Origin of the sequence: Streptomyces sp. B6B3 (assembly GCF_039871525.1) — a bacterium.
Taxonomy (GTDB): domain Bacteria; phylum Actinomycetota; class Actinomycetes; order Streptomycetales; family Streptomycetaceae; genus Streptomyces.
In genome coordinates this window covers 61,304-82,488 of sequence record NZ_JBDPLU010000003.1, presented here as the reverse complement: position 1 = coordinate 82,488, position 21,185 = coordinate 61,304, and the positions used below count along the sequence as shown (strand labels likewise).

Annotated in this window: 20 protein-coding genes; 11 read left to right on the top strand and 9 right to left on the bottom strand. The window is 73.6% G+C overall.

Annotated features, from left to right (window positions below):
- Positions 1-255 precede the first annotated feature (255 nt).
- Positions 256-1,494 (bottom strand): substrate-binding domain-containing protein, encoded by a 1,239-nt coding sequence (locus ABGB06_RS08040; RefSeq protein ID WP_347586776.1) that lies wholly within the window; start codon positions 1,492-1,494, stop codon positions 256-258.
- A gap of 163 nt (positions 1,495-1,657) precedes the next feature.
- On the opposite strand from ABGB06_RS08040, the gene ABGB06_RS08035 reads away from it, so the two are divergent.
- The 6 genes from ABGB06_RS08035 to ABGB06_RS08010 all read left to right on the top strand — a co-directional run bounded on the left by ABGB06_RS08035 (position 1,658) and on the right by ABGB06_RS08010 (position 7,998).
- A complete protein-coding gene (locus tag ABGB06_RS08035; RefSeq protein ID WP_347586774.1) occupies positions 1,658-2,947 on the top strand; it encodes a sugar ABC transporter substrate-binding protein in 1,290 nt (429 codons plus the stop codon).
- 77 nt (positions 2,948-3,024) lie between these two features.
- Complete coding sequence (locus ABGB06_RS08030; protein ID WP_347586772.1) at positions 3,025-3,972, top strand: sugar ABC transporter permease; 948 nt, start codon at positions 3,025-3,027, stop codon at positions 3,970-3,972.
- The gene (locus tag ABGB06_RS08025) at positions 3,972-4,850 is read left to right on the top strand and encodes a carbohydrate ABC transporter permease (protein ID WP_347586770.1); all 879 of its coding nucleotides are present in this window, start codon (positions 3,972-3,974) and stop codon (positions 4,848-4,850) included. Before ABGB06_RS08030 ends, ABGB06_RS08025 begins: the two co-directional genes overlap by 1 nt.
- Entirely contained in the window at positions 4,847-6,661 is a 1,815-nt protein-coding gene (locus ABGB06_RS08020; RefSeq protein ID WP_347586768.1) for a DUF2264 domain-containing protein, read from the top strand. The genes ABGB06_RS08025 and ABGB06_RS08020 overlap by 4 nt, the downstream gene beginning before the upstream one ends.
- Positions 6,662-6,692: 31 nt before the next feature.
- Positions 6,693-7,247, top strand: a complete 555-nt coding sequence (locus ABGB06_RS08015; RefSeq protein WP_347586767.1) for a sigma-70 family RNA polymerase sigma factor — start codon at positions 6,693-6,695, stop codon at positions 7,245-7,247.
- Entirely contained in the window at positions 7,234-7,998 is a 765-nt protein-coding gene (locus ABGB06_RS08010; RefSeq protein ID WP_347586765.1) for a hypothetical protein, read from the top strand. Before ABGB06_RS08015 ends, ABGB06_RS08010 begins: the two co-directional genes overlap by 14 nt.
- A gap of 4 nt (positions 7,999-8,002) precedes the next feature.
- Here ABGB06_RS08010 and ABGB06_RS08005 read toward each other — a convergent pair whose 3' ends face one another.
- A complete protein-coding gene (locus ABGB06_RS08005; protein ID WP_347586763.1) occupies positions 8,003-11,146 on the bottom strand; it encodes a UvrD-helicase domain-containing protein in 3,144 nt (1,047 codons plus the stop codon).
- Between ABGB06_RS08005 and ABGB06_RS08000 the strand changes: the two genes are divergently transcribed.
- Positions 11,135-11,665, top strand: coding sequence for a TIGR00725 family protein (locus tag ABGB06_RS08000; RefSeq protein WP_347586761.1), 531 nt, complete (start codon positions 11,135-11,137; stop codon positions 11,663-11,665). The two genes, ABGB06_RS08005 and ABGB06_RS08000, sit on opposite strands and share 12 nt — an antisense overlap.
- Before the next feature lie 7 nt (positions 11,666-11,672).
- Positions 11,673-12,155, top strand: coding sequence for an RDD family protein (locus ABGB06_RS07995; protein ID WP_347586759.1), 483 nt, complete (start codon positions 11,673-11,675; stop codon positions 12,153-12,155).
- A gap of 24 nt (positions 12,156-12,179) precedes the next feature.
- On the opposite strand, the gene ABGB06_RS07990 is transcribed toward ABGB06_RS07995, so the two are convergent.
- Complete coding sequence (locus ABGB06_RS07990) at positions 12,180-12,737, bottom strand: GNAT family N-acetyltransferase (protein WP_347586757.1); 558 nt, start codon at positions 12,735-12,737, stop codon at positions 12,180-12,182.
- A 118-nt stretch (positions 12,738-12,855) separates the two neighbouring features.
- Between ABGB06_RS07990 and ABGB06_RS07985 the strand changes: the two genes are divergently transcribed.
- Together ABGB06_RS07985 and ABGB06_RS07980 are read left to right on the top strand one after the other, a co-directional pair.
- Positions 12,856-13,686 (top strand): aminoglycoside phosphotransferase family protein, encoded by an 831-nt coding sequence (locus ABGB06_RS07985; protein ID WP_347586755.1) that lies wholly within the window; start codon positions 12,856-12,858, stop codon positions 13,684-13,686.
- A gap of 100 nt (positions 13,687-13,786) precedes the next feature.
- The gene (locus ABGB06_RS07980; protein WP_347586753.1) at positions 13,787-14,860 is read left to right on the top strand and encodes a CapA family protein; all 1,074 of its coding nucleotides are present in this window, start codon (positions 13,787-13,789) and stop codon (positions 14,858-14,860) included.
- 251 nt (positions 14,861-15,111) lie between these two features.
- Here ABGB06_RS07980 and ABGB06_RS07975 read toward each other — a convergent pair whose 3' ends face one another.
- From ABGB06_RS07975 to ABGB06_RS07965, 3 genes are all read right to left on the bottom strand, one after another.
- On the bottom strand, positions 15,112-15,645 hold the full coding sequence (locus tag ABGB06_RS07975) for an SgcJ/EcaC family oxidoreductase (RefSeq protein WP_347586751.1): 534 nt from the start codon (positions 15,643-15,645) through the stop codon (positions 15,112-15,114).
- 171 nt (positions 15,646-15,816) lie between these two features.
- Complete coding sequence (locus tag ABGB06_RS07970; RefSeq protein WP_347586749.1) at positions 15,817-16,350, bottom strand: MarR family transcriptional regulator; 534 nt, start codon at positions 16,348-16,350, stop codon at positions 15,817-15,819.
- 93 nt (positions 16,351-16,443) lie between these two features.
- Positions 16,444-17,655, bottom strand: coding sequence for a DUF2716 domain-containing protein (locus tag ABGB06_RS07965; RefSeq protein WP_347586747.1), 1,212 nt, complete (start codon positions 17,653-17,655; stop codon positions 16,444-16,446).
- Between the two features lie 54 nt (positions 17,656-17,709).
- Here ABGB06_RS07965 and ABGB06_RS07960 point away from each other — a divergent pair, with 54 nt between their 5' ends.
- Positions 17,710-17,985 (top strand): Rdx family protein, encoded by a 276-nt coding sequence (locus ABGB06_RS07960; RefSeq protein WP_347586745.1) that lies wholly within the window; start codon positions 17,710-17,712, stop codon positions 17,983-17,985.
- Positions 17,986-17,991: 6 nt separating this feature from the next.
- Here the strand turns inward: ABGB06_RS07960 and ABGB06_RS07955 are convergent, their stop codons facing one another.
- The 3 genes from ABGB06_RS07955 to ABGB06_RS07945 form a co-directional block, all read right to left on the bottom strand.
- Positions 17,992-18,609: a hypothetical protein gene (locus tag ABGB06_RS07955; RefSeq protein WP_347586743.1), complete on the bottom strand. Its 618-nt coding sequence runs from the start codon at positions 18,607-18,609 to the stop codon at positions 17,992-17,994.
- A gap of 3 nt (positions 18,610-18,612) precedes the next feature.
- Positions 18,613-19,770, bottom strand: a complete 1,158-nt coding sequence (locus ABGB06_RS07950; protein WP_347586741.1) for an acyltransferase family protein — start codon at positions 19,768-19,770, stop codon at positions 18,613-18,615.
- Positions 19,771-19,858: 88 nt separating this feature from the next.
- Positions 19,859-21,091, bottom strand: a complete 1,233-nt coding sequence (locus ABGB06_RS07945; RefSeq protein ID WP_347587503.1) for a histidine kinase — start codon at positions 21,089-21,091, stop codon at positions 19,859-19,861.
- Between the last annotated feature and the right edge of the window lie 94 nt (positions 21,092-21,185).

Sequence of the window (21,185 nt, the reverse complement as noted above, 5' to 3'; positions counted from 1 at the left end):
GGCCCCACCCACGTCGGGTCCTGCCGCCGGGCGCGGCGGGCCCTCTGGCGGGTGCTCAGCCGTCGTTCCGTGTGGCTGCGGTGCCGCAGGAGTGGCGGATGGTCAGGCGGGGCTGGAGCGTCACCTGGCGGACGGCCGGCAGCCGGTCGTCGGCGTGGCGGCCCGTTCCTCCCCGCCGTCCGCGTCCCGCGCCGGCCCGTCCGACCGGTCCGCCCTCGGGCCCAGCCGAGGCGTGCGCGGGCCTTCTGGCGGTGCTCAGCCGCCTTCCCGCGCGGCGGCGGCCCCGCAGGAGCGGCGGATGGTCAGGCGGGGTTGCAGCGTCACCTGGCGCACGGCCAGGGCCCGGCCGTCTGCGTCGGCCTCCTCGGCCGGTTCCTCCCCGCCGTACCCACCGTCCTCGTCCCGCACCGCTCCGTCCGACCGGTCCACCCCCTCGGGTCGTACGAGCCGGTCGAGCCGGCTCAGCAGCATCTCCGCGGCCTGCTCGCCGAGCTGGTGCTTCGGCGGTGCCACGGCGGTGAGCGGCACCTCGGCCAGCGCGGCGATCTCGTCGTCGTAGGCGATCAGCGCCATGTCCTCGGGGGTGCGCAGGCCGCGGCCGCGCAGCCGTTGCAGCAGTTCCAGCGCGTCGTGGTCGGAATGCACCAGCGCGGCCCGCACGCCGCCGGCGAGGCAGGCGTCGATGAACGCGTCGTAGCCGCGGGCGGCCTGCGGGGAGCCGAGCGACGGGCGCCCGCCCTCCGTGACCGGAGCCTGCGGGTCGAGCCCCAGCCGCCGCACCGCGTCCGCGTGCCCCTCCCGCACCAGCGGTCCGGTCGGGCTGCCGGTCAGGTACAGCGCCACCCGCCGGTGCCCGAGCCGGTGCAGGTGGCGCACCGCCTGGTAGGCCCCCTGGCGGTGGTCGGAGACGACGAACTCGCAGGCGGCGTACGGGTCCTGCGGCTGCCGCTCCAGGAGCACGAAGGGCCGCCCGGTGGCGTGCAGCGCGGCCATGGTCTCGCGCGGCAGGTAGTGCGGTCCTGCGGTGGCGATCAGCAGGCCGGTCACGCCGGAGCCGCAGAGCCCGTCGATCTGCTGGAGGTCGCGCGGCTGCGCGTAGTCGGTCAGGCCGATCACCACGCGGGCGCCGCGGCGTGCGGCCACCGCCCGGACGCCGGCCAGCACCCGCGGGTAGTAGTAGGTGGCGGACGGCACCAGCAGGCCCAGCGTGTGGCCCTCCGCCGGGGCCGCCGGCTCGGCGCCGCCCGTCAGCGGGCCGGCGGTCGTGCCCGCCGCCGTGCCCGCGGCCATCGCCTCGGCCCGCTGGCCGGCCAGGATCGCGCCGCCGCGCACCTTGGTCAGCCGCCCCAGCGAGGCCAGTTCGGACAGGTCCCGGCGGATCGTGCCGGCGGACACCCCGAAACGCGCCGCGAGTTCGGCCACCCGCACCGCGCCGCTGGCGTGCAACTCCCGGAGCAGCAGCTCCTGCCGTTGTTCCACGAGCATGTCCGGCATGATCCCATCCCCTCTCCCACCACGTGCGTAGAGCTTAGTGGAGGTAGATGGTTGTGGATGGATGCTGGTGGATGTTGATGAATGATCTTGATCGCTTGTATTGACTGACGGATGCGGCCTGGGTCAGGGTGCTGTGGCAGACGCCACACAAGGAGCCTCCCTCGTGTCGAAACGCCTCGCCGCCGCGGCGCTGTCCGTCCTGTTCCTCGCCTCCTGCGGCCTCGCCGGCGGCGCCACGGACCGGGGGCCGACGGTCATCACCTACTGGTCCTGGGCCTCCGGCTCGCAGGAGATGGTGGACGGCTTCAACGCCGGTCACGACGACATCCAGGTCAACTTCGAGCTCATCCCGGCGGGCACGTCGGGCGGCTACTCGAAGATGTTCAACGCCGTGCGGGCCGGCAAGGCGCCCGACCTCGTGACCGTCGAGTACCCGCAGCTGCCGGGATTCGTCACCCAGGACGTCATCCAGCCGCTGACCGACCACGGCGTCGACGAACTCGCCGACCAGTACCCCGACTGGACCTGGCGTCAGGTCGAACTCGGCGGCGAGGTCTACGGGCTGCCCAAGGACGTCGCGCCGCAGGTGCTGTTCTACCGTGCCGACCTCTTCGAGCGGTACGACATCGAGCCGCCGGCCACCTGGGCCGAGTTCCGCGAGACCGCGGAGTGGCTGCGCGCCGAGCACCCCGACGTGGCGCTCACCACCTTCAGCAACGCCGACGCCGGCATGCTGTCCAGCCTCGCCTGGCAGGCCGGCGCCGAATGGTTCGACACCTCCTCCGGCACCTGGGAGGTGAACAGCACCGACCCCGCCTCCACCGAGATGGCCCGCTACTGGGACGGGCTGATCACCGAGGGGCTGGTCAACTCCGAGCCGACGTACGCCGAGAAGCACATCACCGACCTGAGCGAGGGCCGGGTCCTGACCCTGCTCGGCGCCCCCTGGAGCGCGGGCAACCTCTCCCGCTTCCTGCCCGAGCTGGCCGGTTCCTGGGGCGTCGCGCCGATGCCCGTCTGGGACGCCGACGCGCCCACGGCCGGCAACTTCGGCGGCTCCACGCTCGCCCTGCCCGAGGGGTCGCCGCATCCGGAGGAGGCGATGGAGTTCGCCCGCTGGATCTCCACCTCGCCGGACGCGATCGCCGCAGCCGCGCCCGCCAGCACCGCGTTCCCGGCCAACACCACCCTCACCGACGCCTGGAGCGCCGCCACCGAGGAGGCCAACCCCTACGTGCGCGGCATGGACATCGCCGACGTGACCACCGCGGCGGCCCGGAGCGTCGACCCGTCCTGGGAGTGGGGCCCCGACATGACCGAGGGCTTCGCCCGCCTCAACGACGAGACGACCGCCCTGGCGGGCCGCCCCGACGGACTGGTGACGGCGCTGCGCCGCTGGCAGGACGGCACCGTGGAACAGCTCCGGATGCGGGGCTTCGACGTGCGCGAGTGACGCGCCCTCCGACTCCTTCTCCCCACCCCCGCCCACGAGGGCACCGAGCACGAGCAGCCACCGAACAGGGGACCCCCATGGCATCGCGGAGCAGCACCCTCACCCGGCGGGTCCGCCCGTCCCGCCCACCCGGCGGCAGGCCCCGGCAGCGCGGCCACGGCCCGCTGCTGCTGCTCGGCCCGTTCTTCCTGCTCTTCGCCTTCACCTACCTCGGGCCGATCCTCTACGCCGTGAGCCTGAGCCTCTTCCGGGAGCGTTACGACGGGATCGGCTGGGACGGGCCGCAGCGGGTCTTCGCCGGCCTGCACAACTACTCCCGCGCGCTGACCGACGAGCAGTTCCTCCAGGGCGTCGGCCGGGTGCTGCTCTACGGCCTCGTCTACGTGCCGCTGCTGATCGCCCTCGCCGCGCTCTTCGCGCTGCTGCTGGACAGCGCCCTCACCGCCGCCGCCCGCGCCTTCCAGACCGTGCTGTTCCTGCCGCACATCGTGCCGGGCCTGATCGCCGCGATCGTCTGGCTCTACCTCTACACGCCGGGGCTCAGCCCGATCATCGACGCGCTCCAGGGGATGAACGTCGAGGTCGACCTCCTGAACGGCGGCGCCGTGCTGTTCTCCCTGGTCAACATCGCCGTCTGGCAGTCGCTCGGCTTCAACGTGGTGCTGATCTACGTCGCCCTGCGGGCGGTGCCGCGCAGCACCGTGGAGGCGGCGCGGATCGACGGTGCCGGCGAGATCCGCACCGCGGTCGCCGTCAAGCTGCCGCAGGTGTTCCCCGCGCTGTTCGTCGCCACACTGTTCACCATCATCGGCTCGCTCCAGCTGTTCACCGAGCCGCAGGTGCTCCAGGCCTCCGGCGACAGCTCGGTCACCAGCACCTGGACCCCCAACATGCTGGCGTACTCGGCCGCGTTCAACTCCAACGACTACCACTACGCCGCCACCGTCTCGGTGCTCGTGGCCGTGCTGGCCGGCGTCCTGTCCTTCGCCGTCACCACCCTCGCCAACCGCAGGAGCGCCGCCTGATGACCGCGACCAGCACACCCCCCGCCGCCGAGGGCCAGCGCGCCTGGTGGCTGCGGCGCGCCCCGGCCACCGCGCTCTGCGGGATCGCCGCGGTCTACACCCTGGCGCCGCTGGTCTGGTTGCTGTTCGGGCTCACCAAGACACTGCCCGAGCTCTACGGCAGCAACGGCTTCCAACCGTCGGCCGGGATGCACGTCCTCGACAACATCCGCGACCTGTTCGCCCAGGACGACGGCGTCTTCGGCCGCTGGCTGCTGAACACCGCCCTCTACGCGGTCGGCGGCGCGGCCGTCGCCACGCTGCTGTCGGTCGCCGCCGGCTACGCGTTCGACAAGTTCGACTTCCGCTGGCGGGAGAAGTGGTACGCCGTGGTCATCGCCGGCGTCCTCATCCCGCACACCGCGATCGTGGTGCCGCTCTACCTGATGATGGCCGAGATCCGGATGACCGACACGATCTGGTCGGTGCTCATCCCGGTCATGGTCAACCCGTTCGGGGTCTACCTCGCCCGCGCCTACTCCGCCGGGTCGATACCCGACGAGCTGCTGGAGGCGGCGCGCATCGACGGCGCGGGGGAACTGCGCACCTTCTTCTCCGTCGGCCTGCGGCTGATGGGGCCCGGCGCGCTGACCATCTTCCTCTTCCAGTTCATCGCCATCTGGAACAACTTCTTCCTGCCGCTGGTGATGATCACCGACAACGATCTCTTCCCACTGGGCCAGGGCTTGTTCACCTGGAGCTCCGCGGTGAGTCAGAATCCGGACTACACGCGGATGATCGTCATCGGCTCGGCCGTCGCCACGATCCCGCTGATCCTGCTGTTCATCCCGCTCCAGCGACGCTGGCGCGCCGGCCTCGCGGAGGGAAGCCTGCGATGACCACCGACCCGCACCCAGCCACGCCGCCCCTCGTGTCGCCCGCGCCGCCGCTCGACCACGAGCTCTCCCCGCTCACCGGCTGGACCCGGTCGCACTGGGAGTGGGCCGCGGACGCGATGCTCGCCGCCGTCCGCCGGTACGCCAACGACAGCGGCTCGCTCCTCGCGCTGCCCGGACCCGTCAGCGGCTCCGGCGAGTGGAGCGACGGCCTGGAGGGCTACGCGCGCACCTTCCTGCTGGCCGCGTTCCGTTCGGCGCGGGCCGACCCGGCGCACGCGGAGCGGGTGCTGCGCCCCTACGCCTCGGGCCTGGCCGCCGGCACCGACCCCGACTCGCCGGAGCGCTGGCCGCGCGTCACCGAGGTGATGCAGGCCCGGGTGGAGGCGGCGTCCATCGCCATCGGGCTGCACGAGACCCGGCACCTGCTGTGGGACCGCCTGGACCAGGCGGTGCGCGACCGGACCACGGCCTGGCTCGGCGAGATGTCCGAGATCCGGGTGCCGGACAACAACTGGGTGTGGTTCCGCGCCGTCGTCGCCGCCTTCCTCCGCTCGGTCGGCGCGCCGCACTCCGCCGCGGACATCGCGCACGCCATCTCCGCCACCGACGGCTGGTACGTCGGCGACGGCTGGTACACGGACGGCGGCGTCACCAACTTCGACCACTACAACGGCTGGGCCATGCACCTGTACCCGCTGTGGTACTCCCGGATCTCCGGGATCGCCGCCGACCAGGAGCCGTTGACCCGCTACCGCGACCGGCTCTGCCAGTTCCTGACCGACGCGCAGCACCTGGTGTCCGCCGACGGCTCCCCGCTCTTCCAGGGACGCTCCCTCACCTACCGCTTCGCCGCCGCCGCGCCGTTCTTCGCCGGCGCCCTCTTCGACGCCACCCCGCTGCCGCCGGGGCGCGCCCGCCGGGCCGCCAGCGGCATGCTGCGGCACTTCCTCGACCGGGGCGCGACCGCGGAGGACGGCGTGCTGTCGCTCGGCTGGCACCACCGCTTCGAGGGCGTCAGACAGCGCTACTCGGGACCCGCGTCCCCGTACTGGGCCAGCAAGGGCTTCGTCGGCCTGCTCCTGCCGCCCGACCACCCGGTGTGGACCGCCACCGAGGACCGCCTTCCGGTCGAACGCGGCGACTTCACCAGGGCGCTGGCCGCGCCCGGCTGGCTCGTCTCCGGCACGGTGGCCGACGGCGTGGTACGCGTCGCCAACCACGGCACCAGCCACGTGCACGCCTACGAGCCCTTCTACAGCCGCCCCGCGTACTCCACCCACACCGCGCCGGACATGGACTCCCCGGGCCCCGCCGAGCTCGAACGGGTCTCGATCGGGAACCGCACGGCCGCGTCGCGGGTATGGGGGCACCTCCCAGGGCCCCAAGGGCCTGGGGGAGGCGTGCTCACCCTCTCCGCGGTCAACGGGCCGTGGGAGATCAGGTTGACCCGGACCGACGCCGCCCCGGTGCGGATCACCGGTCACACGATCGCCGCCGCCGAACCCCCGACCGACCGCGACGGCGTCGTCCGCCGGGTCGACGGCCTGACCAGCGCGGTGCTCCCGCTGCACCCGAACCAGGACGCCGAGGTCGGCGTCCACCGCGCCGAGGACGCGAACCCGTTCGGCCGGCACAGCGCCACCCCCGTCTACGAGTCCGCCACCGACGGCTGGCACGCGGTCGCGGTCCACCTCGGTCACACGGCCGACGACGCCACGCTCCCGCCCGCCCCGACCGTCACCCTGACGCCGGACACCGCCACCGTGGCCTGGTCCGACGGCACGACGGACACGCTTTCGTTGGACGTGTAAGGCGACGCCCGGGTCCCGGACATTGCTGGGCATGGAATCGGATGCACAGGCTGAACACTTCGACCGGCTCTTCCGGTCAACCCTTCGCCGGGTAACGGCCTACTGCCTGCGCCGGACCAGCGAGACATCCGCACACGACGCGGTGTCCGAGGTGTACGCGATCGCCTGGCGCAAGCGCCGGCGGCTGCCCGGAGACGAGCACGAGGCGGCGCTGTGGCTGCTCGGCGTCGCCCGCAACGTGCTGGCCAACCAGGCACGCGGGCAGCGTCGTTGGGCTCGGTTGCTGCGGCGGGCGGCGGAACAGCCCGCCCCCGAGCAACTCCCGGCCGCCCACGCGGACCACGGGGACGACGGGGACCACGACCTCACCGAGGCGATGGCCCGCCTGTCGGACACGGACCGCGAGCTGCTGCGCCTGGCGTACTGGGACGACCTGTCCCACGGCGACATCGCCCACCTCCTCGGCATATCACCCGGCGCCGTCTCGACCCGCCTGTACCGGGCGCGGGAACGCCTCCGCGCGCGGCTGGCACCGGACGAGTCGGACGCCCACGAGACCAAGGACCTGAAGCATGCTCATCGATGACCGTGACGGGCTGACGACCCGCCTCCAGGCGGCCGATCCGGTGCGAGCCGAGACCGCCGCCCTGCCCGACCCCGAGGGCCCCGACGGGCTGCGCATCCTGACCCGAGCCCGCCAGCGAGCCCGGCGCGGCCGGATGCGGCGCCTGGTGGTGATCCCCGCGGTGGCCGCGGTGGTCATGGGCGGCGCCACGGCTGGCGGCGTGTCCCTGCTGCGCAACGACGGCCACGTGGCGGACGCCAGCGGCGTGGAATGCGTCGAACCCCTGGTGGACGACGGCGTGCGCACCCACTCACCCGAGGTGATCAAGGACCCCGTGGAGTTCTGCCTGGGTTCGTGGAAGGCGTTCTACGACTTCGAGCCCACCGGCGACGTCACCGCGTGCGCGCCCGCGGACGACCGGGAGCTGGTGCGGGTGTACGTGGGAGGCCGGGAGGTGTGCGAGGCGCACGGTGAGATCGTCTACCGCGGTCCCACCGACGAACAGCGCCGGCTCGCCCGCTTCCAGGACGCCCTGGATCGCGAGCTGATGAGGCCGTACCCCGAGAAGCCACGTCTCTCGGAGATCGGGGCCATGGTCGAGGACCTGCTGGCCGACCACGATCTGACGAACTGGTCGGTGGCGTACGGGCCCGAGGACTACCCGTCGATCAATGGCTGGGGCTGTTTCGGCGGGGGCGACGGATGGTCCTTCTGCAGCGCGTATGACCAGCCGGGACGCACGGTCGTGATCGGCATCAAGTCCGAGGACTGACCTCCTAGAGGAGCCGCAGCTGCCGGTCGCGGGGGGCGCGCTGGCGGGGGATGGTGGGGCCGACGCGATCCGTGTCGGCCCCACCGAGCGCGTCCAGGAACGGGGAGCGCCGGGCCGGCCTGACCTCGCCGTGCCGGAAGCGTTCGGCGGCGTGGCTCAGGTACAGCCGGCGCTGCGCCCGGGTCATGCCGACGAACAGCAGCCGCCGCTCCTCCGCCTCCGCCTCCGGGTCGGGCTCCGCGCCCGGCCAGCGCAGCGGCAGCAGCCCGTCCTCGCAGCCGACCAGGAACACCACCGGGAACTCCAGGCCCTTGGCGGCGTGCAGCGTCAGCAGCGAGATCCGGTCGGCCCGCGGGTCCCAGGTGTCCACCTCGATGCCGAGCGTCAACTCGTCCCGGAACCGGGCCAGATCGTCGCCGCACCGCTCCGCCAGCGGCAGCAGCAGCTCCACCGCGCCGGCCGCCTCCGCGTCCTCGGGCGGCAGCGTGGCCCGGGCCTGACGGAGCAGCCCCACCACCGGGCCGGCGTCCGGCGGCCGACCCGGCGGCAGCGCCGCCACCACCCGCTCCACTCCCGGCCGGTCGGCCAGCCGGTCGTGCGACCGCTTCTGGAACGGCAGCCCGGTCCTGGTCAGCGTCTCCACCAGCACCCGCGCCTGCCGGTCCGTCCGGTAGAGCACCGCGAAGTCGGAGAAGCCCAGTCCGTGCGTGTCGTGGTCGTCGCCGTTCTCCACCCGCCCGCTGTCCATCGAGTGGAACGACGCCCCGCCCAGCAGCCGTTCGATGGTGCGGGCCACGAACGACGCCTCGGCCTGCTCGCCGCCGGCCGCGTGCAGCGCCGGCAGCGCGGTGCCGTGCCCGGTGCCCATCGGGCGCAGCGCCCGGTCCGGCACCAGGCTGGTCGGCGCGATCACCTTCAACGAGGCGGTCAGGACGGGCGCCGCGGAACGGTAGTTGCGGGTGAGGTGCACCGTGCGGGCGGTCGGGTAGTCCTCCTGGAAGCGGAGGAAGAAGCCGACGTCCGCGCCCCGGAACCGGTAGATCGCCTGGTCCGGGTCGCCGATCGCGGTGAGGTTCCCTCCCCCGGCGGCTACGCCCCCATTGCCTGGGGGAGGGACGAGCATCCTGAGTAGCCGGTACTGCCGCTCGTCCACGTCCTGGTACTCGTCCACCGAGACCCACTGGTACCGCCCCCGGTAGTGGGCGACCAGGTCCGGATCCGACTCCAGCAGGCCGAGCGGCAGCGCGATCAGGTCGTCGAAGTCCACGAGGTCCCGCTCGCGCAGCGCCCTGCGGTACCGCTCGCCGCGCTCCTCGTCGTCCGCCTCGGCGGCCACCGCCTCCTGCCGCGTCTGGTCGGCGATGGCGAAGCGGGCGCTGAGCCCGACGCGTTCGTGCTGCTCGCGGAGGATGGCCAGGCCGAGGGAGTGGAACGTGGCGATGGTCAACGCGGGCGCGTGCTCGGGCACCAGGGCGGCCAGCCGCTCCGCCATCTCCTCGGCGGCGCGGCGGGTGAACGTGATCGCCAGGCAGTGCGCCGGGTCCACGCCCCGGTCCGTTACCAGATGCGCGATCCGGTGCGTCAGCGTCCGCGTCTTCCCGGTGCCGGGCCCGGCGATGATCAGCAACGGCCCACCCGCCACGGTGGCCGCGTCCCGCTGCTCGGGATCCAGCCCGGCCAACAACCCGTCGGCGGTCTCCGGCCCACCTGATGCGCCCTCCGCCGCGGCCGGTTCGCCGCCCGCCGGCGTGTCGCCGCCGGCCGTGGCCGCGGCCTCCGCCGGGGCCGCATCACCGCGCGCCTCCCGCGCGGCCGCCCGCCCGGCAGGGGCGGGCGGCCGCGACGGCGCGAGGAAGAGGCCCTCGTCCTCGAACAGGGTGGGCGCCGTCGCGGTCGTCAGCCGCCGGAGCTCGCCGTCCTCGAAGAGCCGGATCGTGCCGTACTCGCCGTCGTATCCGGCGTCCCGGATCACCTGGCCGCGCCGCAGCCGGGCCACCGCCTCGCCCAACAGCGGGGAGTGCGCGGCGATCTCGTCCACCGGGAGCTCCTGGAGGATGAACAGCTCGGGGCCCAACGCCGCCGTCAGCGCGGCGAGCTCGCCCTGCACCTTCTTGCTCTTCGGCCCGACCCCCACGATCTCGCTCATCATCTCCGGCAGCGGCACCAGGCTCTGGAAGCCCGACGCGCCCGCCGGCCGGAATCCCTCGGGGCGGTCGGCCAGCTCCTCCACGCGGCTGAGCACGCCGACCGTGAGGCCCTTGCCGCACTCCGGGCAGATGCCGCCGAGCTCCCGGGTCTCCCGCGGTTCGAGACGCACCCCGCATTTGCGGTGCCCGTCCACGTGGTACTTCCCCTCCTCGGGGAAGAACTCCACCGTGCCGGCGTGCCCGACGCCCGTCTCCAGGGCCCGTCTGACGGCGTGGTAGTCCAGCTCCGTGTCGAAGAGCGTCGTCTCCCGCCCCAGCATCGGCGGGGAGTGCGCGTCGGAGTTGCTCACCATCCGGAAGCGGTCGAGCGACGAGATGCGCCAGTTCATCTCCGGGTCGCTGGACAGGCCGGTCTCCAGCGCGAAGATGTGGTCGGACAGCTCCAGATAGCAGTCCTCGATCGCGTCGAAGCCGGCCTTGGAGCCGAGCACCGCGAACCACGGCGTCCACACGTGCGCCGGGACCAGGTAGCCGCCGCACTCCAGGGTGGTCTCCAGCAGGTCGTGCGAGTCGAGCCCGAGGATCGGGCGGCCGTCGGAGGTGATGTTGCCGATCCGGCCCATCCGGCGGTTGAACTCGGCCGCCGCGTCCAGGTCCGGCAGGTAGATGAGGTGGTGGATCTTGCGGGTGCGCTCCCCGCGCTTGTAGATGGTGGAGATCTCCACCGACAGCATGAACCGCACGGGCCGCGCGGCGAGGCTCGGCGGCAACGTCCGCGCGATGTCCCGGTCGAGGTCGTCCCGCAGCCGGTACAGCCCCGGCTCCGCGGGCACCAGCGTCTCGCGCAGGTGCTCGAACCACGCCGGGTGGGTGAAGTCGCCCGTGCCGACGAGCGTGATGCCCTTCCGCCGCGCCCACCAGGTCAGATGCTCCAGGTCGCAGTCCTTGCTGCAGGCCCGGGAGTACTTCGAATGAATGTGGAGGTCGGCATGAAAGAGCATCAGCAGCATCCTGCCACAGCCCAGGTGGCGGTCTGCGGGCCGCGCGACTGCACGCCCGCCGAGTACGCCGTCGCGCGCCGGGTGGGACAACTCCTGGCGGAGCGCGGGGCGGTGGTGCTCTGCGGCGGCGGCACGGGCGTGATGGCCGCGGTCACCGAGGGCGCGCGGGCAGCGGGCGGCCTGGTGATCGGGATCCGGCCGAACGCCACGCGCGCCGGCGCGCACCCGGACCTGTCCGCGGTCGTGCTGACCGACCTGGGGGAGGCGCGCAACGCGGTGCTGGTCACGTCCGCCGACGCGGTCATCGCGGTCGGCGGCTCCTGGGGCACGCTCAGCGAGCTGGCGTTCGCCTGCCGCCGCGGCGACATCCCGGTGCTCTCCCTCGTCGGTTGGAAGGTTCTCACCCCGACCGGCGATCCGGCCCCGGGCATCACGGACGTCCCGACGCCCGAGGAGGCCGTCACCCTGGCGCTGGACCCCGGGACCTGGCATGCGCGGCCGGCGTCCGGGCAGAAATGAGAGGGTGTTGTCTCACTTCGACGCCCGGCAGGCGTCCGTCAGCGATCGGCAAGCGCTTCCTCCCTGGCTGCCTTCCGAGTACCGGCCCGGCCGGGAGACGCCCGCGGACCTCAACGACCGGTTCGTGCCCCTCATGATCGACGCGGTGATCTTCGGCGTGCTGGCGTTCGCCCTGGCGTCGCTGAACGAGATGGTGGGCGGCCCACCGGCCGTGGCGGTCGTGCTGGGTGCGGCGCTCCTGCTGTGCTACTCCCCGGTGTGCACCGCGCGGTGGGGCGGCACGCCCGCCAAGTTGCTGCGCGACATGCGGGTCGCGGACGCGGACGACGGCACGAACCTCTCGTACCGGCGGGCGCTGGGCCGGCACCTGGCGCACTGGGCGCTCGTCGTGCCCGCCGGTCTCTCACATCTGTGGATCCTCTGGGACGAGCCGCTCCAGCAGTGCCTGCACGACAAGGCCGCGCGGACGCTCGTGGTGATCCGGGAATGAGCCCCGGAACGAGCCGCGCCCGGGTCAGCGTGTGGTGAGGCCCCCCAGCGAGGTGACGTCCGGCCAGGTGATGCGGAACATGGCGGGCGAGCCGGTGAGCCGGTCCGGTTCGCCGCCCGGGGGCGGCACCGTGGCGCGCTCGCCGGTGGCGCCGCCGAGGGTCCGGTAGAAGCCCCGGGCCGCGGTGTTGGCCTCCAGCACCCACAGGTACAGCGACCGGCTCGTGGCCCGTTCCGCCGCGGCCTCGGCGACGCGGGTGAGGAGCACCCGGCCGAGGCCGCTCCCCTGCCGGCTGTGGACGACGTGCAGGTTGTCGAGGAGGCTGCCCCATCGGTCGTCCTCGTCGAACACGACGTGCCCGAAGCCGACCAGACCGTCGTCGTCCTCGGCGAGGAGCGTCAGGCTGTCGCCCGGGGCGGCGAGCCGCGCGGTCCACACGGACCGGCGTTCGGCGACCACGTCGCCGTCCAGGTACGCGTCCGCGAAGACGCCGCGATAGCGCCGGCGCCAGTTGTCGGCGTGCAACAGCGCTATGTGCTCCGCGTCGTCCGGCTCGGCCGCACGCAACGTGATCGCCACCATGCGCCCCCCTCTCACCCCGAAACCGTCTCCCACCTGCGCACGTTAGGCGCAGAGCCGCACCGCTGTCCACGCGGTTTCTCGATCGCGCGGCCGGCGGGCCGGGTGGCAGACTCGCGTCATGCACCAGCAGCACCACCAGCACCACCAGCAAGAGGAGCAGCAGGAGGAGCAGCCGCTCACCGGAGGCAACGTCAGCGCCGGCGTGGTGCGGGTGGGGGACACCGTGCGGCGGCCGGCCGGGCCGTGGACGCCGGCCGTGCACGCGTTGCTCGACCACCTGCACGCGGCCGGGTTCCGCGCGGCGCCCCGCCCGCTGGGCATCGACGAGCGCGGGCGCGAGGTGCTGAGCTTCCTGCCCGGGGAGGCCGTCTGGCCGGACCGGTTCGGGTGGCTGGGCCCCGGGGCGCGGCTGGTCCGGGTGGGCAGGATGATCCGCGACCTGCACGACGCCCTGGCCGGTTTCGCACCGCCGGCCGACGCCCGTTGGCAGACGCTCGTCCCCGACGACAGCGGGGGCGCCGGCGAGATCATCGCCCACCACGACCTGGCCCCGTGGAACCTGGTGGCTGACGGCCCGGACGGCGCCTGGGCGTTCATCGACTGGGACGTGGCCGGGCCAGGATCCCGGCTGTGGGACCTGGCCTACGCGGCCCACGGCTTCGTCCCGCTCTCCGCGAACGCCACCTACCAACTCCCGGACGCCGAGGCCGCCGCCCGGCTGCGGCTGTTCGCCGACGCCTACGGTCTCGACGAACCGCAACGCCGCCGCCTCGTCCCGTTGCTGACCCGCCGCACCCGCGGCATGCACGACTTCCTCCGCGACCAGGCCGCGGCCGGCACCGAACCGTGGCTCACCCACTGGCGGACGGGCCACGGCGACGCCTGGCGCACCGACGCCGACTACACCGAGCACCGCGAGGCCCGCTGGCTCGCCGCGCTCCTCGCCTGACACCGCCCGCCGCGTGCTCGCCTTCCGTGTCTCCGTTGGCACTCACGGTGTCGGGAAGCGGATGCCTCGCGCGGAGGCCCGGTGAACTAGCCTGGAGAGCGTGACGCGCCAGGGGCCGCCGGACCTGCTGCTGGCCCTCTGCGGCGACGTGATGCTCGGCCGCGGGGTCGACCAGGTGCTGCCGCATCCCGGCGACCCGGCGCTGCGCGAGCCGTACGTGCGCGACGCCCGCGACTACGTGGCGTTCGCGGAGGAGGCCAGCGGGCCCGTGCCCCGGCCCGCCGGGTTCGACTGGCCGTGGGGTGCGGCGCTGGGGGTGCTGGAGCGGGCCGCGCCGGACGTGCGGGTGATAAACCTGGAGACGAGCGTGACGCGCACCGGCGACTTCGCGCCCGGCAAGTCCGTCCACTACCGGATGTCCCCCGCCAACCTGCCGTGCCTGGCCGCCGCCCGCCCCGATGTGTGCGCCCTGGCCAACAACCACGTGCTGGATTTCGGCCGCGCCGGGCTTGCCGAGACACTGGACGCGCTGGCGGGCGCCGGCCTGCGGACGGCCGGGGCGGGCCGCGACGCGGAGCAGGCGTGGCGGCCGGCGGCCGTGCCCGTGCGCGGCGACGGGCGGGTGCTGGTGTACGCCGTCGGCACGCCGGGCAGCGGTGTGCTGCACGACTGGGCGGCAGGGCCGGGGCGGTCAGGGGTGGCGTTCCTGCCCCGGCTGGACGAGAGGGCCGCCGCCGGGCTCGCCGAGCGCGTGCTGCGGGAGCGACGGCCGGGCGACATGGTGGTCGTCTCCGTGCACTGGGGCACCAACTGGGGCTACGCCGTCGACCAGGACCAGACCCGTTTCGCGCACGCGCTGATCGACGCGGGCGCCGCCGACGTCGTGCACGGCCACTCCTCCCATCACCCCCGCCTGCTGGAGGTCTACCGGCGCCGGCTGATCCTCCACGGCTGCGGCGACTTCATCAACGACTACGAGGGCGTCGGGGGCTACGAGGAGTTCCGGGACGAGCTGCGGCTGCTCTACCTCGTCCCGCTGGCGCGGGACGGCACGCTGGCCGACGATCCACGCCTGGTCCCGCTGCGGGCGCGGCGGCTGCGGCTGGAGCGGGCCTCGCCGGAGGAGGCGGCGTGGCTGGGCGCGACCGTCACCGAGGCCGGGCCCCTCGACTGAGGCCGCCTGCCGGCCGGTTGCTGGCAGGCGGCCGGGGTGGAGGTGCGGGGTTACAGCGCGCCGTCGATGATGCCCTGGCAAGAGCGGTGACGGCCGCTGCGCTCGCCTTGGTGCGCGGCGTGGCGGGAGCAGGGAGCGCCGTGGCCGGCGACGGGTCCAGGGCGAGCAGGTCGTGGGCCAGACGGACGGCGAGGCGTTCAAGGGGGGTTCCTGTCGTCCGTCACGGCTCGACCACCTCGTGGAGCGATGGCTCAGGACGAGGGCTGTTCCTGGATGCGCGTGTTCTGGAACGCCGCGAGCTGCCAGCCAGCGCCGTCGTCGCCGCGCGTCGCGACGAAGGTCTGCATCGACTCCCCACCGGTGGGGACGATCATGCCCCGCGTGTGGAACAGAGCGACGTCGTCGTCCAGGAAGCGGAAGTCGGTGATCCGTGCCTCCACCGTGGTGTTCTTCAACGGGCCGGCGAAGGCCTCCGCGAAGAACTCCTCGATCGCCTCGCGGCCGCGCAGGTGTGTGCCCATGAAGTCGACGAGGTCGGCGTCGCGCGTGTGGAGCGCGGCGTAGCCCTCGGCGTCGCCTGCCGCCCAGGTCTCCTCGACGTCGTCAAGGAGGGCGCGTACCGCTGCCTCGTCCCGGTCAGAGGCCGTCGGGGACGCGGCCGAGGCCGTCGTCTCCCCGGCGCTGGTGTCCGATCCGCCGTCGGAGTCGCCGCAGGCAGTCGTCGTGAGGACGAGCGTCAGCGCGGTGGCGGGGAGGAGGCAGCGGGCGAGCTGTCGGGGATTCATGGCGGGGCGGACCTTTCCGTCGGCCGGCCGGGACGGCGTTGGCCAACTGTGAGTCGTGCGCGGGTGCTTGAGGCTTGCCATCCAAGCAACTATCTGCTTCAAGCAGCTAGTGCTTGAAGCAGATATCAGGGCCGATTCAGGGGTGAGTCAGGGATCTCCCGGAGGGAAACGTCAGCTCTGCGGGCGGCGGCGCCGGGTGCCGTGCGCCCGGCCCGTGCGGCGGAGCCTGGCCGTCTCCGCCTGCGTGTGCTCGCGTTCGCCCCGCAGAAACTCCAGGAGGAAGCGAAGCTGCTCGTCGGTGAAACGATCGACCTGCCCTCGCCACCGAGCGTCCATGGGCTCGTAGTACCGCGCGATCTCGGCGATTCGTTCGTGCACGACGCCCAGCACGACCCGTCGCCGGTCGTCGGGATCGGGCTCGCGACGGACGTATCCGGCGCGCTCCAGCCGATCCACCAGACGCGTCACCGCCCCCGTGGTCATCCCCATCAGCTCGGCCAGCCGCCCGGCCCCCATCTGGCCGCCTTCCAGGAGCGCCGCCAAGGCGTGCAGATCCGTCACCGGCATGCCCAACTGGTGGGCGACCGCGACCTGGAAGCGCACCAGGGAGGAGATGTACGACGGCATCTCGGCGCCGAGTGCGGTGACCAGCTCCTCCCTGGACGCGTCCGCACCGCTTCGCTCCCCGCGGTCGCCCCTCTCCATCTCCCTCCCTCCCTCGCCTCGCCCCGTGGTGGCCTGGCCCCTGTTGTCCCCGACCATAGCGAGCGAGCGACCGAGCCCGCGGGCGGGGAGACGTCACCGCCCGGCGCGGCGGAGTGGTGGGCCGAGGAGCCGGGTGAGTGCGGGCTCCAGGTGGGGGAGGAGCGCCGGGCCGAAGGCGCAGAGGGTGCGTTCCCAGGGGTGGGCGAACGTGCCGAGGCGGAGGTCGGTGGTGAGGTGGAGGTGGTAGTCGCCGTCCGGCCAGGCGGTGCCCGGCCACGGGGGTTGGCCGGCCGCGCCGACCCGGGAGGGATCGAAGCGGTAGCCGGGGTGCTGCCAGTTCAGCCAGTGCAGCGGCTCGTCCGGGCGGGCCGCGGCGCGCAGGGCGCGTTCGACGGCGGCCTGGACGGCGTCCCGGTGATCGCTACACAGGCGCCAGGTGGCCGAGTCGGGCGGTTCGGCGATACCGGGGAAGGCGACGGTGCTGGGGCGGAAGGCGAAGCGTTCCCGCCAGGCGTCCCACAGCGCGTCGTGCTCCGGATCGTCGAACAGCTGCCGCACCGGGCGTTCGGCGGCGGCGGGGCCGCCGGGCGGGTCCCAGCGGTAGGGGGTGACGGTGCCGGCCGGGCGGAGGCCGTGGCGTTCCAGGAAGGCGCGGAGCGGGCCGGTCGCCTCCGCCAGAACGTGCCGCGCGGCGCCGCCGCGGCGCCGGTCCGCCGCCCAGCCGGCCCAGGCCGCGACCAGTTCGGGGCGCGGTGCGGTCAGGCCGCAGAGCACCGCGACCTCCGTGCCCGGCGGCTTCTCCGCCCAGCCGGCGGCCGTGATCCGCCCCTCCTCCACCAGCACGAGGACCCGGGCGTCCGGCCGCGCGGCGGACCCGTCCGCGAGGAACTCGGCGAACGGCGTCCGCTGTTCGCCCGCGGCGCCGGCCAGCTCCGCGACCCGGGCCAGGTCGTCCCGCCCGTACGCCGCGCGCACCGCCCCGGCGGCGGCCGGCAGCTCGGCGGGGTCCGCGACGAGCACCGTCCGCTCGGGCCCGGCGACGAACCCGGCCTCCCGCACCGCCTCGCGCAGCTCCGCCGGATCGTCCCCGTACACCCGCCATTCGGCCGGCTCCCCGCGGGCCGCGAAGGCGTCGCGCGCCCGCGCCGCCTCCGTCGCGGAGCCCGGACGCCACCCGACCGGATGAGCAACGGTGCCGTGCGTCCCGTAGTGCGTCAGCACCAGCGCGCCGTCCCACACGAGCACGGCCCCCACCGGCGCCCGCTCCGGGACGAACGCCCGCACCCGCCGCACCGCAGTCGCCATCCGGCGAGGATAGACCCGGAGCCTGACGGCCGACGGAAGGACGGAAGGAACGACATGGCGCATCGGGTCAGCATCGAGTACTGCACGCGGTGCCGGTGGCTGCCGCGGGCCGGGTGGCTGGCGCAGGAGCTGCTGGGCACGTTCGAGGCGGAGCTCGCCGAGGTCGCGCTGGTGCCGGGCACCGGGGGCGTGTTCCGGGTGTCGGTGGACGACGAGGTGGTGTGGGACCGGAGCGAGCAGGGCTTCCCCGAGCCGACCGCCGTCAAGCGGCTGGTCCGCGACCGCGTGGCGCCGGGCCGGAGCCTGGGCCACGCGGACGCGGGCGGGTGACCTTGGTCAGAGGGTCAGCTCGGGGTCGGTGACCAGCTCGGTGAGCTGCTCCTCGGTGACGGAGAAGTCGTCCCGGATCGGGCCCTCGTCGCCGTCGAAGTGCGGGTCGTAGGTGTATCCGGACCCCCACGTGACGGACCCGTCGGCCCGGAAGTGGCGGATGGTGAGGATGTGGTGCTTCTCGGCCACCTCATCGACGCTGGTGACGAGGATGGTGCCGTCGGGCTGCTCCTCGATCTCACACGACAGCTGCTCGTCCGCGCAGATCTCCTCCGGGGTCATGCCGAAGTGGCCCGGCTCGTCGTACTGGAGGGCGATCCCGGTCTGGCCGACGGCGTCCTCGAAGAAGACCCAGTGGGCGAGGTAGCCCATGTCGTCCCAGTAGTCCCCGAGGTCGTCCGCCGGGAGGGTGACGTCGACGGCGTTGGCCTCCGGCACCACCGCCGGGAAGACCTCGGCAACGTACTTCTGGAACTCCAGCGCCCGCTGCTCGTAGAAGTCCGCCGGCCGGTCGGCCGCCGCTGGCGCGGTGGCCGCAGTCGCGCCGGTCGTCGACAGCGCGAGCGTGGCCGCCGCGAGCCCGGTCACGAGCAGCGCCCTGCGCCGTAACGTCCTCTTCCTCATGGTTCAGTCCTTCCTGGGGATGCTGGTGCGGTCGAGGCGGAAGCCTCTCAGGAGGGTCTGACGCCGCACCCGCGCGATCGGCTCCCGCCGGCGGACACCGCGCCCCGTCCCCGCCGGCAGGCGTTCGCGCGGCAGCCGGGGCTGGACGACGCCGCGCGTCAGACGCCGCACGGGCGGGGAGGCGAGCGCGGCGGAGACCAGCACGGCGGCGGCCACCAGCCCGGCCTGTTCCGGCCAGGAGTCGAGCCGGGCGGGCACGCCCGCGGCGGTCAGCGGGCGGAGCACCAGCGGGTGCAGCAGGTAGATGTAGAGGCCGCCCGAGCCGAGGTAGGTGACGAACGGCAGGCGGCGGCCCGGCACGAGCCGGACGACGCTGAGCGCCACCAGCATCCCGCCGAGCAGGACGGCGCCGCGGACCGCCCACGCGTGGGAGGCGGCGAGCTGCTCGCCCGCGGCCTGGGCGTACGGGGCGCGCATCTTCAGCCATTCGACGTCCAGGAGGCGGGTGAGCGGCCAGGCGGCGGCGAACATCACCGCCAGCACCGCCCAGGCGGCGCGCCGGCTCAGCCGCGCCCGCAGCTCGTCGAGCCCGCCCTGGCGCAGCCGCCAGCCGAGGAGGAAGAACGGCAGGAAGCAGAGGTTCCGGGAGAACTCGAAGAGCCCGATCTCGGTCAGCGGAACGTAGCCGGCGAGCACGGCCGCCACCACCGAGACGCGGAGCGGGTGGCGCAGCCGGGCCAGGTACGGCAGGGCGAGCCGCCAGACCACGAGGGACACCAGGAACCACATGGTCCAGGTGCGCGCCTCCACCTCCTCCGGCCACCCGCGGCCCGACATGGCCCAGATCTGGACGGCGCTCAGCGCCTGCAGGGCCACGTACGGCACGACCAGGGACTCGACGAGCAGCCCGCCGCGGCGCCGGGTGAGCGGGGCGGCGCCGCTGAAGTATCCGGCGAGGATGGCGAACAGCGGCACCCGCAGCGCCCAGGTGGCGATGTGCAGCCAGCGCAGCCCGTCGCGTTCCGCGATGACCGGGTCGACGGCGTGCATGAGCAGCACCAGGGTGCCGGCGACGAACCGCAGGTTGTCCCATGTCGGGGCGCGGTCGTCGCGTCGTTTCGTCGGTGACGGCGGCTGGCGCCGCACCGGCGTGTGCGTCATGGCGGGGCCCCCGGGTAGGTGATGATTACTGGGTAACTACGCGGTATGTAGGTGGCTGTGATCGGGCCTCTGTGTGCTGGCGGGAGGGTCAGACGTCCTGCGGATCCGCCGCGGGTACGGGCAGGAAGACGGTGGTTTCGTAGCCGCCGTCGTCGGTGGGTTGGGTGCTGATGTGGCCGTCGAGCATGGTGACGCGTTCGCGCATGCCGGTGAGGCCGTTGCCCGATCCGGGCGAAGGCGGGACGTCGTCGCGGGGTGGGCCGTTGACGATGCGGAGGCCGAGGCCGCCGAGGACGTAGGAGATCTCGACGCGGGTGTCGGCTCCCGGGGCGTGGCGGAGCACGTTGGAGAGGGCTTCCTGGACGATGCGGTAGGCGGAGAGTTCGATGCCCTGGGGGAGTTCGCGGACGGCGCCGGTGACGATCTTCTCGACGTTGAGTCCGGCGTCGCGGACGTTGTCGAGGAGTCCGTCGAGGGCGGCGAGGGTGGGCTGTGGTGCGTCGGGTGCCTCGTAGTCGGCGGCCCGGACGACGCCCAGGACGCGGCGGAGTTCGGTGAGGGCGAGCAGGGCGTTCTCGCGGATGGTGGCGAAGGAGCGCACCAGTTCGGGGTCGGGGTCGGTGACGCGGTAGGGGGCTGCCTCGGCCTGGATGGCCACGACGGACATGTGGTGGGCGACCACGTCGTGGAGTTCGCGGGCGATGGTGGTGCGTTCCTCCAGCAGCGTGCGCTGGGAGCGTTCCCGCACGGTGACCGCCGTCTGCTTGACCACCTCCTGCCGCGACTCCCACCAGCCGCGCGTCAGCACCGCGCCCAGGAGCACCACCGCGGAGGCGATGATGATGACCGGAGCGTTGCTGGGCCGTCCCTCGGACGCGTCGAAGAAGACGCCGACGGCCGTCGTGAACAGCCACATCTCGACGGCCACCCGGGGCCGCTCCCGGAGGGCGACCAACGCCATCACCAGCAGGTGCGAGATCAGCCCGCCCGGGGTCCAGGGGAAGGCCTCGGTGAGCCCCCAGAGGGCCAGGTAGACGCTGCCCGCGAGGGACAGCCACCAGGCGACCATCGGCCGGAAGAGCACCAGGATCAGCGGCACCCCCACCCACAGCGCGCTGATCGCCGCCTCGCCCTCCTGGGCGTAGTAGGGGCGGTAACGCCAGCCGGTGAGCTGCATCAGGACGAGCGCGGCCAGCACCACGGCGGCGTGCGGCAGCCAGGCAAGGTACGGCCGCAGCCGCGCGGGGAAGGGATCCTTCAGCCACGCCGGCGGGTTGGTCAGCGGAGGGAGCGGCCGGAACGCGAAGGCGCGGGCGAACATGTCCTGCCACAGCGTGCCGAGGCCGGCCCGGGCGATGCGGAGCTCGTTCCGCACGTCATCGCCGCGGCGTGGGGTCTCGCTCGTCACCTGTGGT

Bases quoted from the DNA above. Each gene is read 5' to 3' on its own strand.
- ABGB06_RS07985 (WP_347586755.1), top strand. From the start codon at position 12,856: ATGCACCAGCAGCACCACCAGCACCACCAGCAAGAGGAGCAGCAGGAG.
- ABGB06_RS08030 (WP_347586772.1), top strand. From the start codon at position 3,025: ATGGCATCGCGGAGCAGCACCCTCACCCGGCGGGTCCGCCCGTCCCGC.
- ABGB06_RS08025 (WP_347586770.1), top strand. From the start codon at position 3,972: ATGACCGCGACCAGCACACCCCCCGCCGCCGAGGGCCAGCGCGCCTGG.
- ABGB06_RS08000 (WP_347586761.1), top strand. From the start codon at position 11,135: ATGAAAGAGCATCAGCAGCATCCTGCCACAGCCCAGGTGGCGGTCTGC.
- ABGB06_RS07960 (WP_347586745.1), top strand. From the start codon at position 17,710: ATGGCGCATCGGGTCAGCATCGAGTACTGCACGCGGTGCCGGTGGCTG.
- ABGB06_RS08015 (WP_347586767.1), top strand. From the start codon at position 6,693: ATGGAATCGGATGCACAGGCTGAACACTTCGACCGGCTCTTCCGGTCA.
- ABGB06_RS07975 (WP_347586751.1), bottom strand. From the start codon at position 15,645: ATGAATCCCCGACAGCTCGCCCGCTGCCTCCTCCCCGCCACCGCGCTG.
- ABGB06_RS08020 (WP_347586768.1), top strand. From the start codon at position 4,847: ATGACCACCGACCCGCACCCAGCCACGCCGCCCCTCGTGTCGCCCGCG.
- ABGB06_RS07965 (WP_347586747.1), bottom strand. From the start codon at position 17,655: ATGGCGACTGCGGTGCGGCGGGTGCGGGCGTTCGTCCCGGAGCGGGCG.
- ABGB06_RS07950 (WP_347586741.1), bottom strand. From the start codon at position 19,770: ATGACGCACACGCCGGTGCGGCGCCAGCCGCCGTCACCGACGAAACGA.
- ABGB06_RS07970 (WP_347586749.1), bottom strand. From the start codon at position 16,350: ATGGAGAGGGGCGACCGCGGGGAGCGAAGCGGTGCGGACGCGTCCAGG.
- ABGB06_RS08005 (WP_347586763.1), bottom strand. From the start codon at position 11,146: ATGCTCTTTCATGCCGACCTCCACATTCATTCGAAGTACTCCCGGGCC.
- ABGB06_RS07955 (WP_347586743.1), bottom strand. From the start codon at position 18,609: ATGAGGAAGAGGACGTTACGGCGCAGGGCGCTGCTCGTGACCGGGCTC.
- ABGB06_RS08010 (WP_347586765.1), top strand. From the start codon at position 7,234: ATGCTCATCGATGACCGTGACGGGCTGACGACCCGCCTCCAGGCGGCC.
- ABGB06_RS07945 (WP_347587503.1), bottom strand. From the start codon at position 21,091: ATGTTCGCCCGCGCCTTCGCGTTCCGGCCGCTCCCTCCGCTGACCAAC.
- ABGB06_RS08040 (WP_347586776.1), bottom strand. From the start codon at position 1,494: ATGCCGGACATGCTCGTGGAACAACGGCAGGAGCTGCTGCTCCGGGAG.
- ABGB06_RS07990 (WP_347586757.1), bottom strand. From the start codon at position 12,737: ATGGTGGCGATCACGTTGCGTGCGGCCGAGCCGGACGACGCGGAGCAC.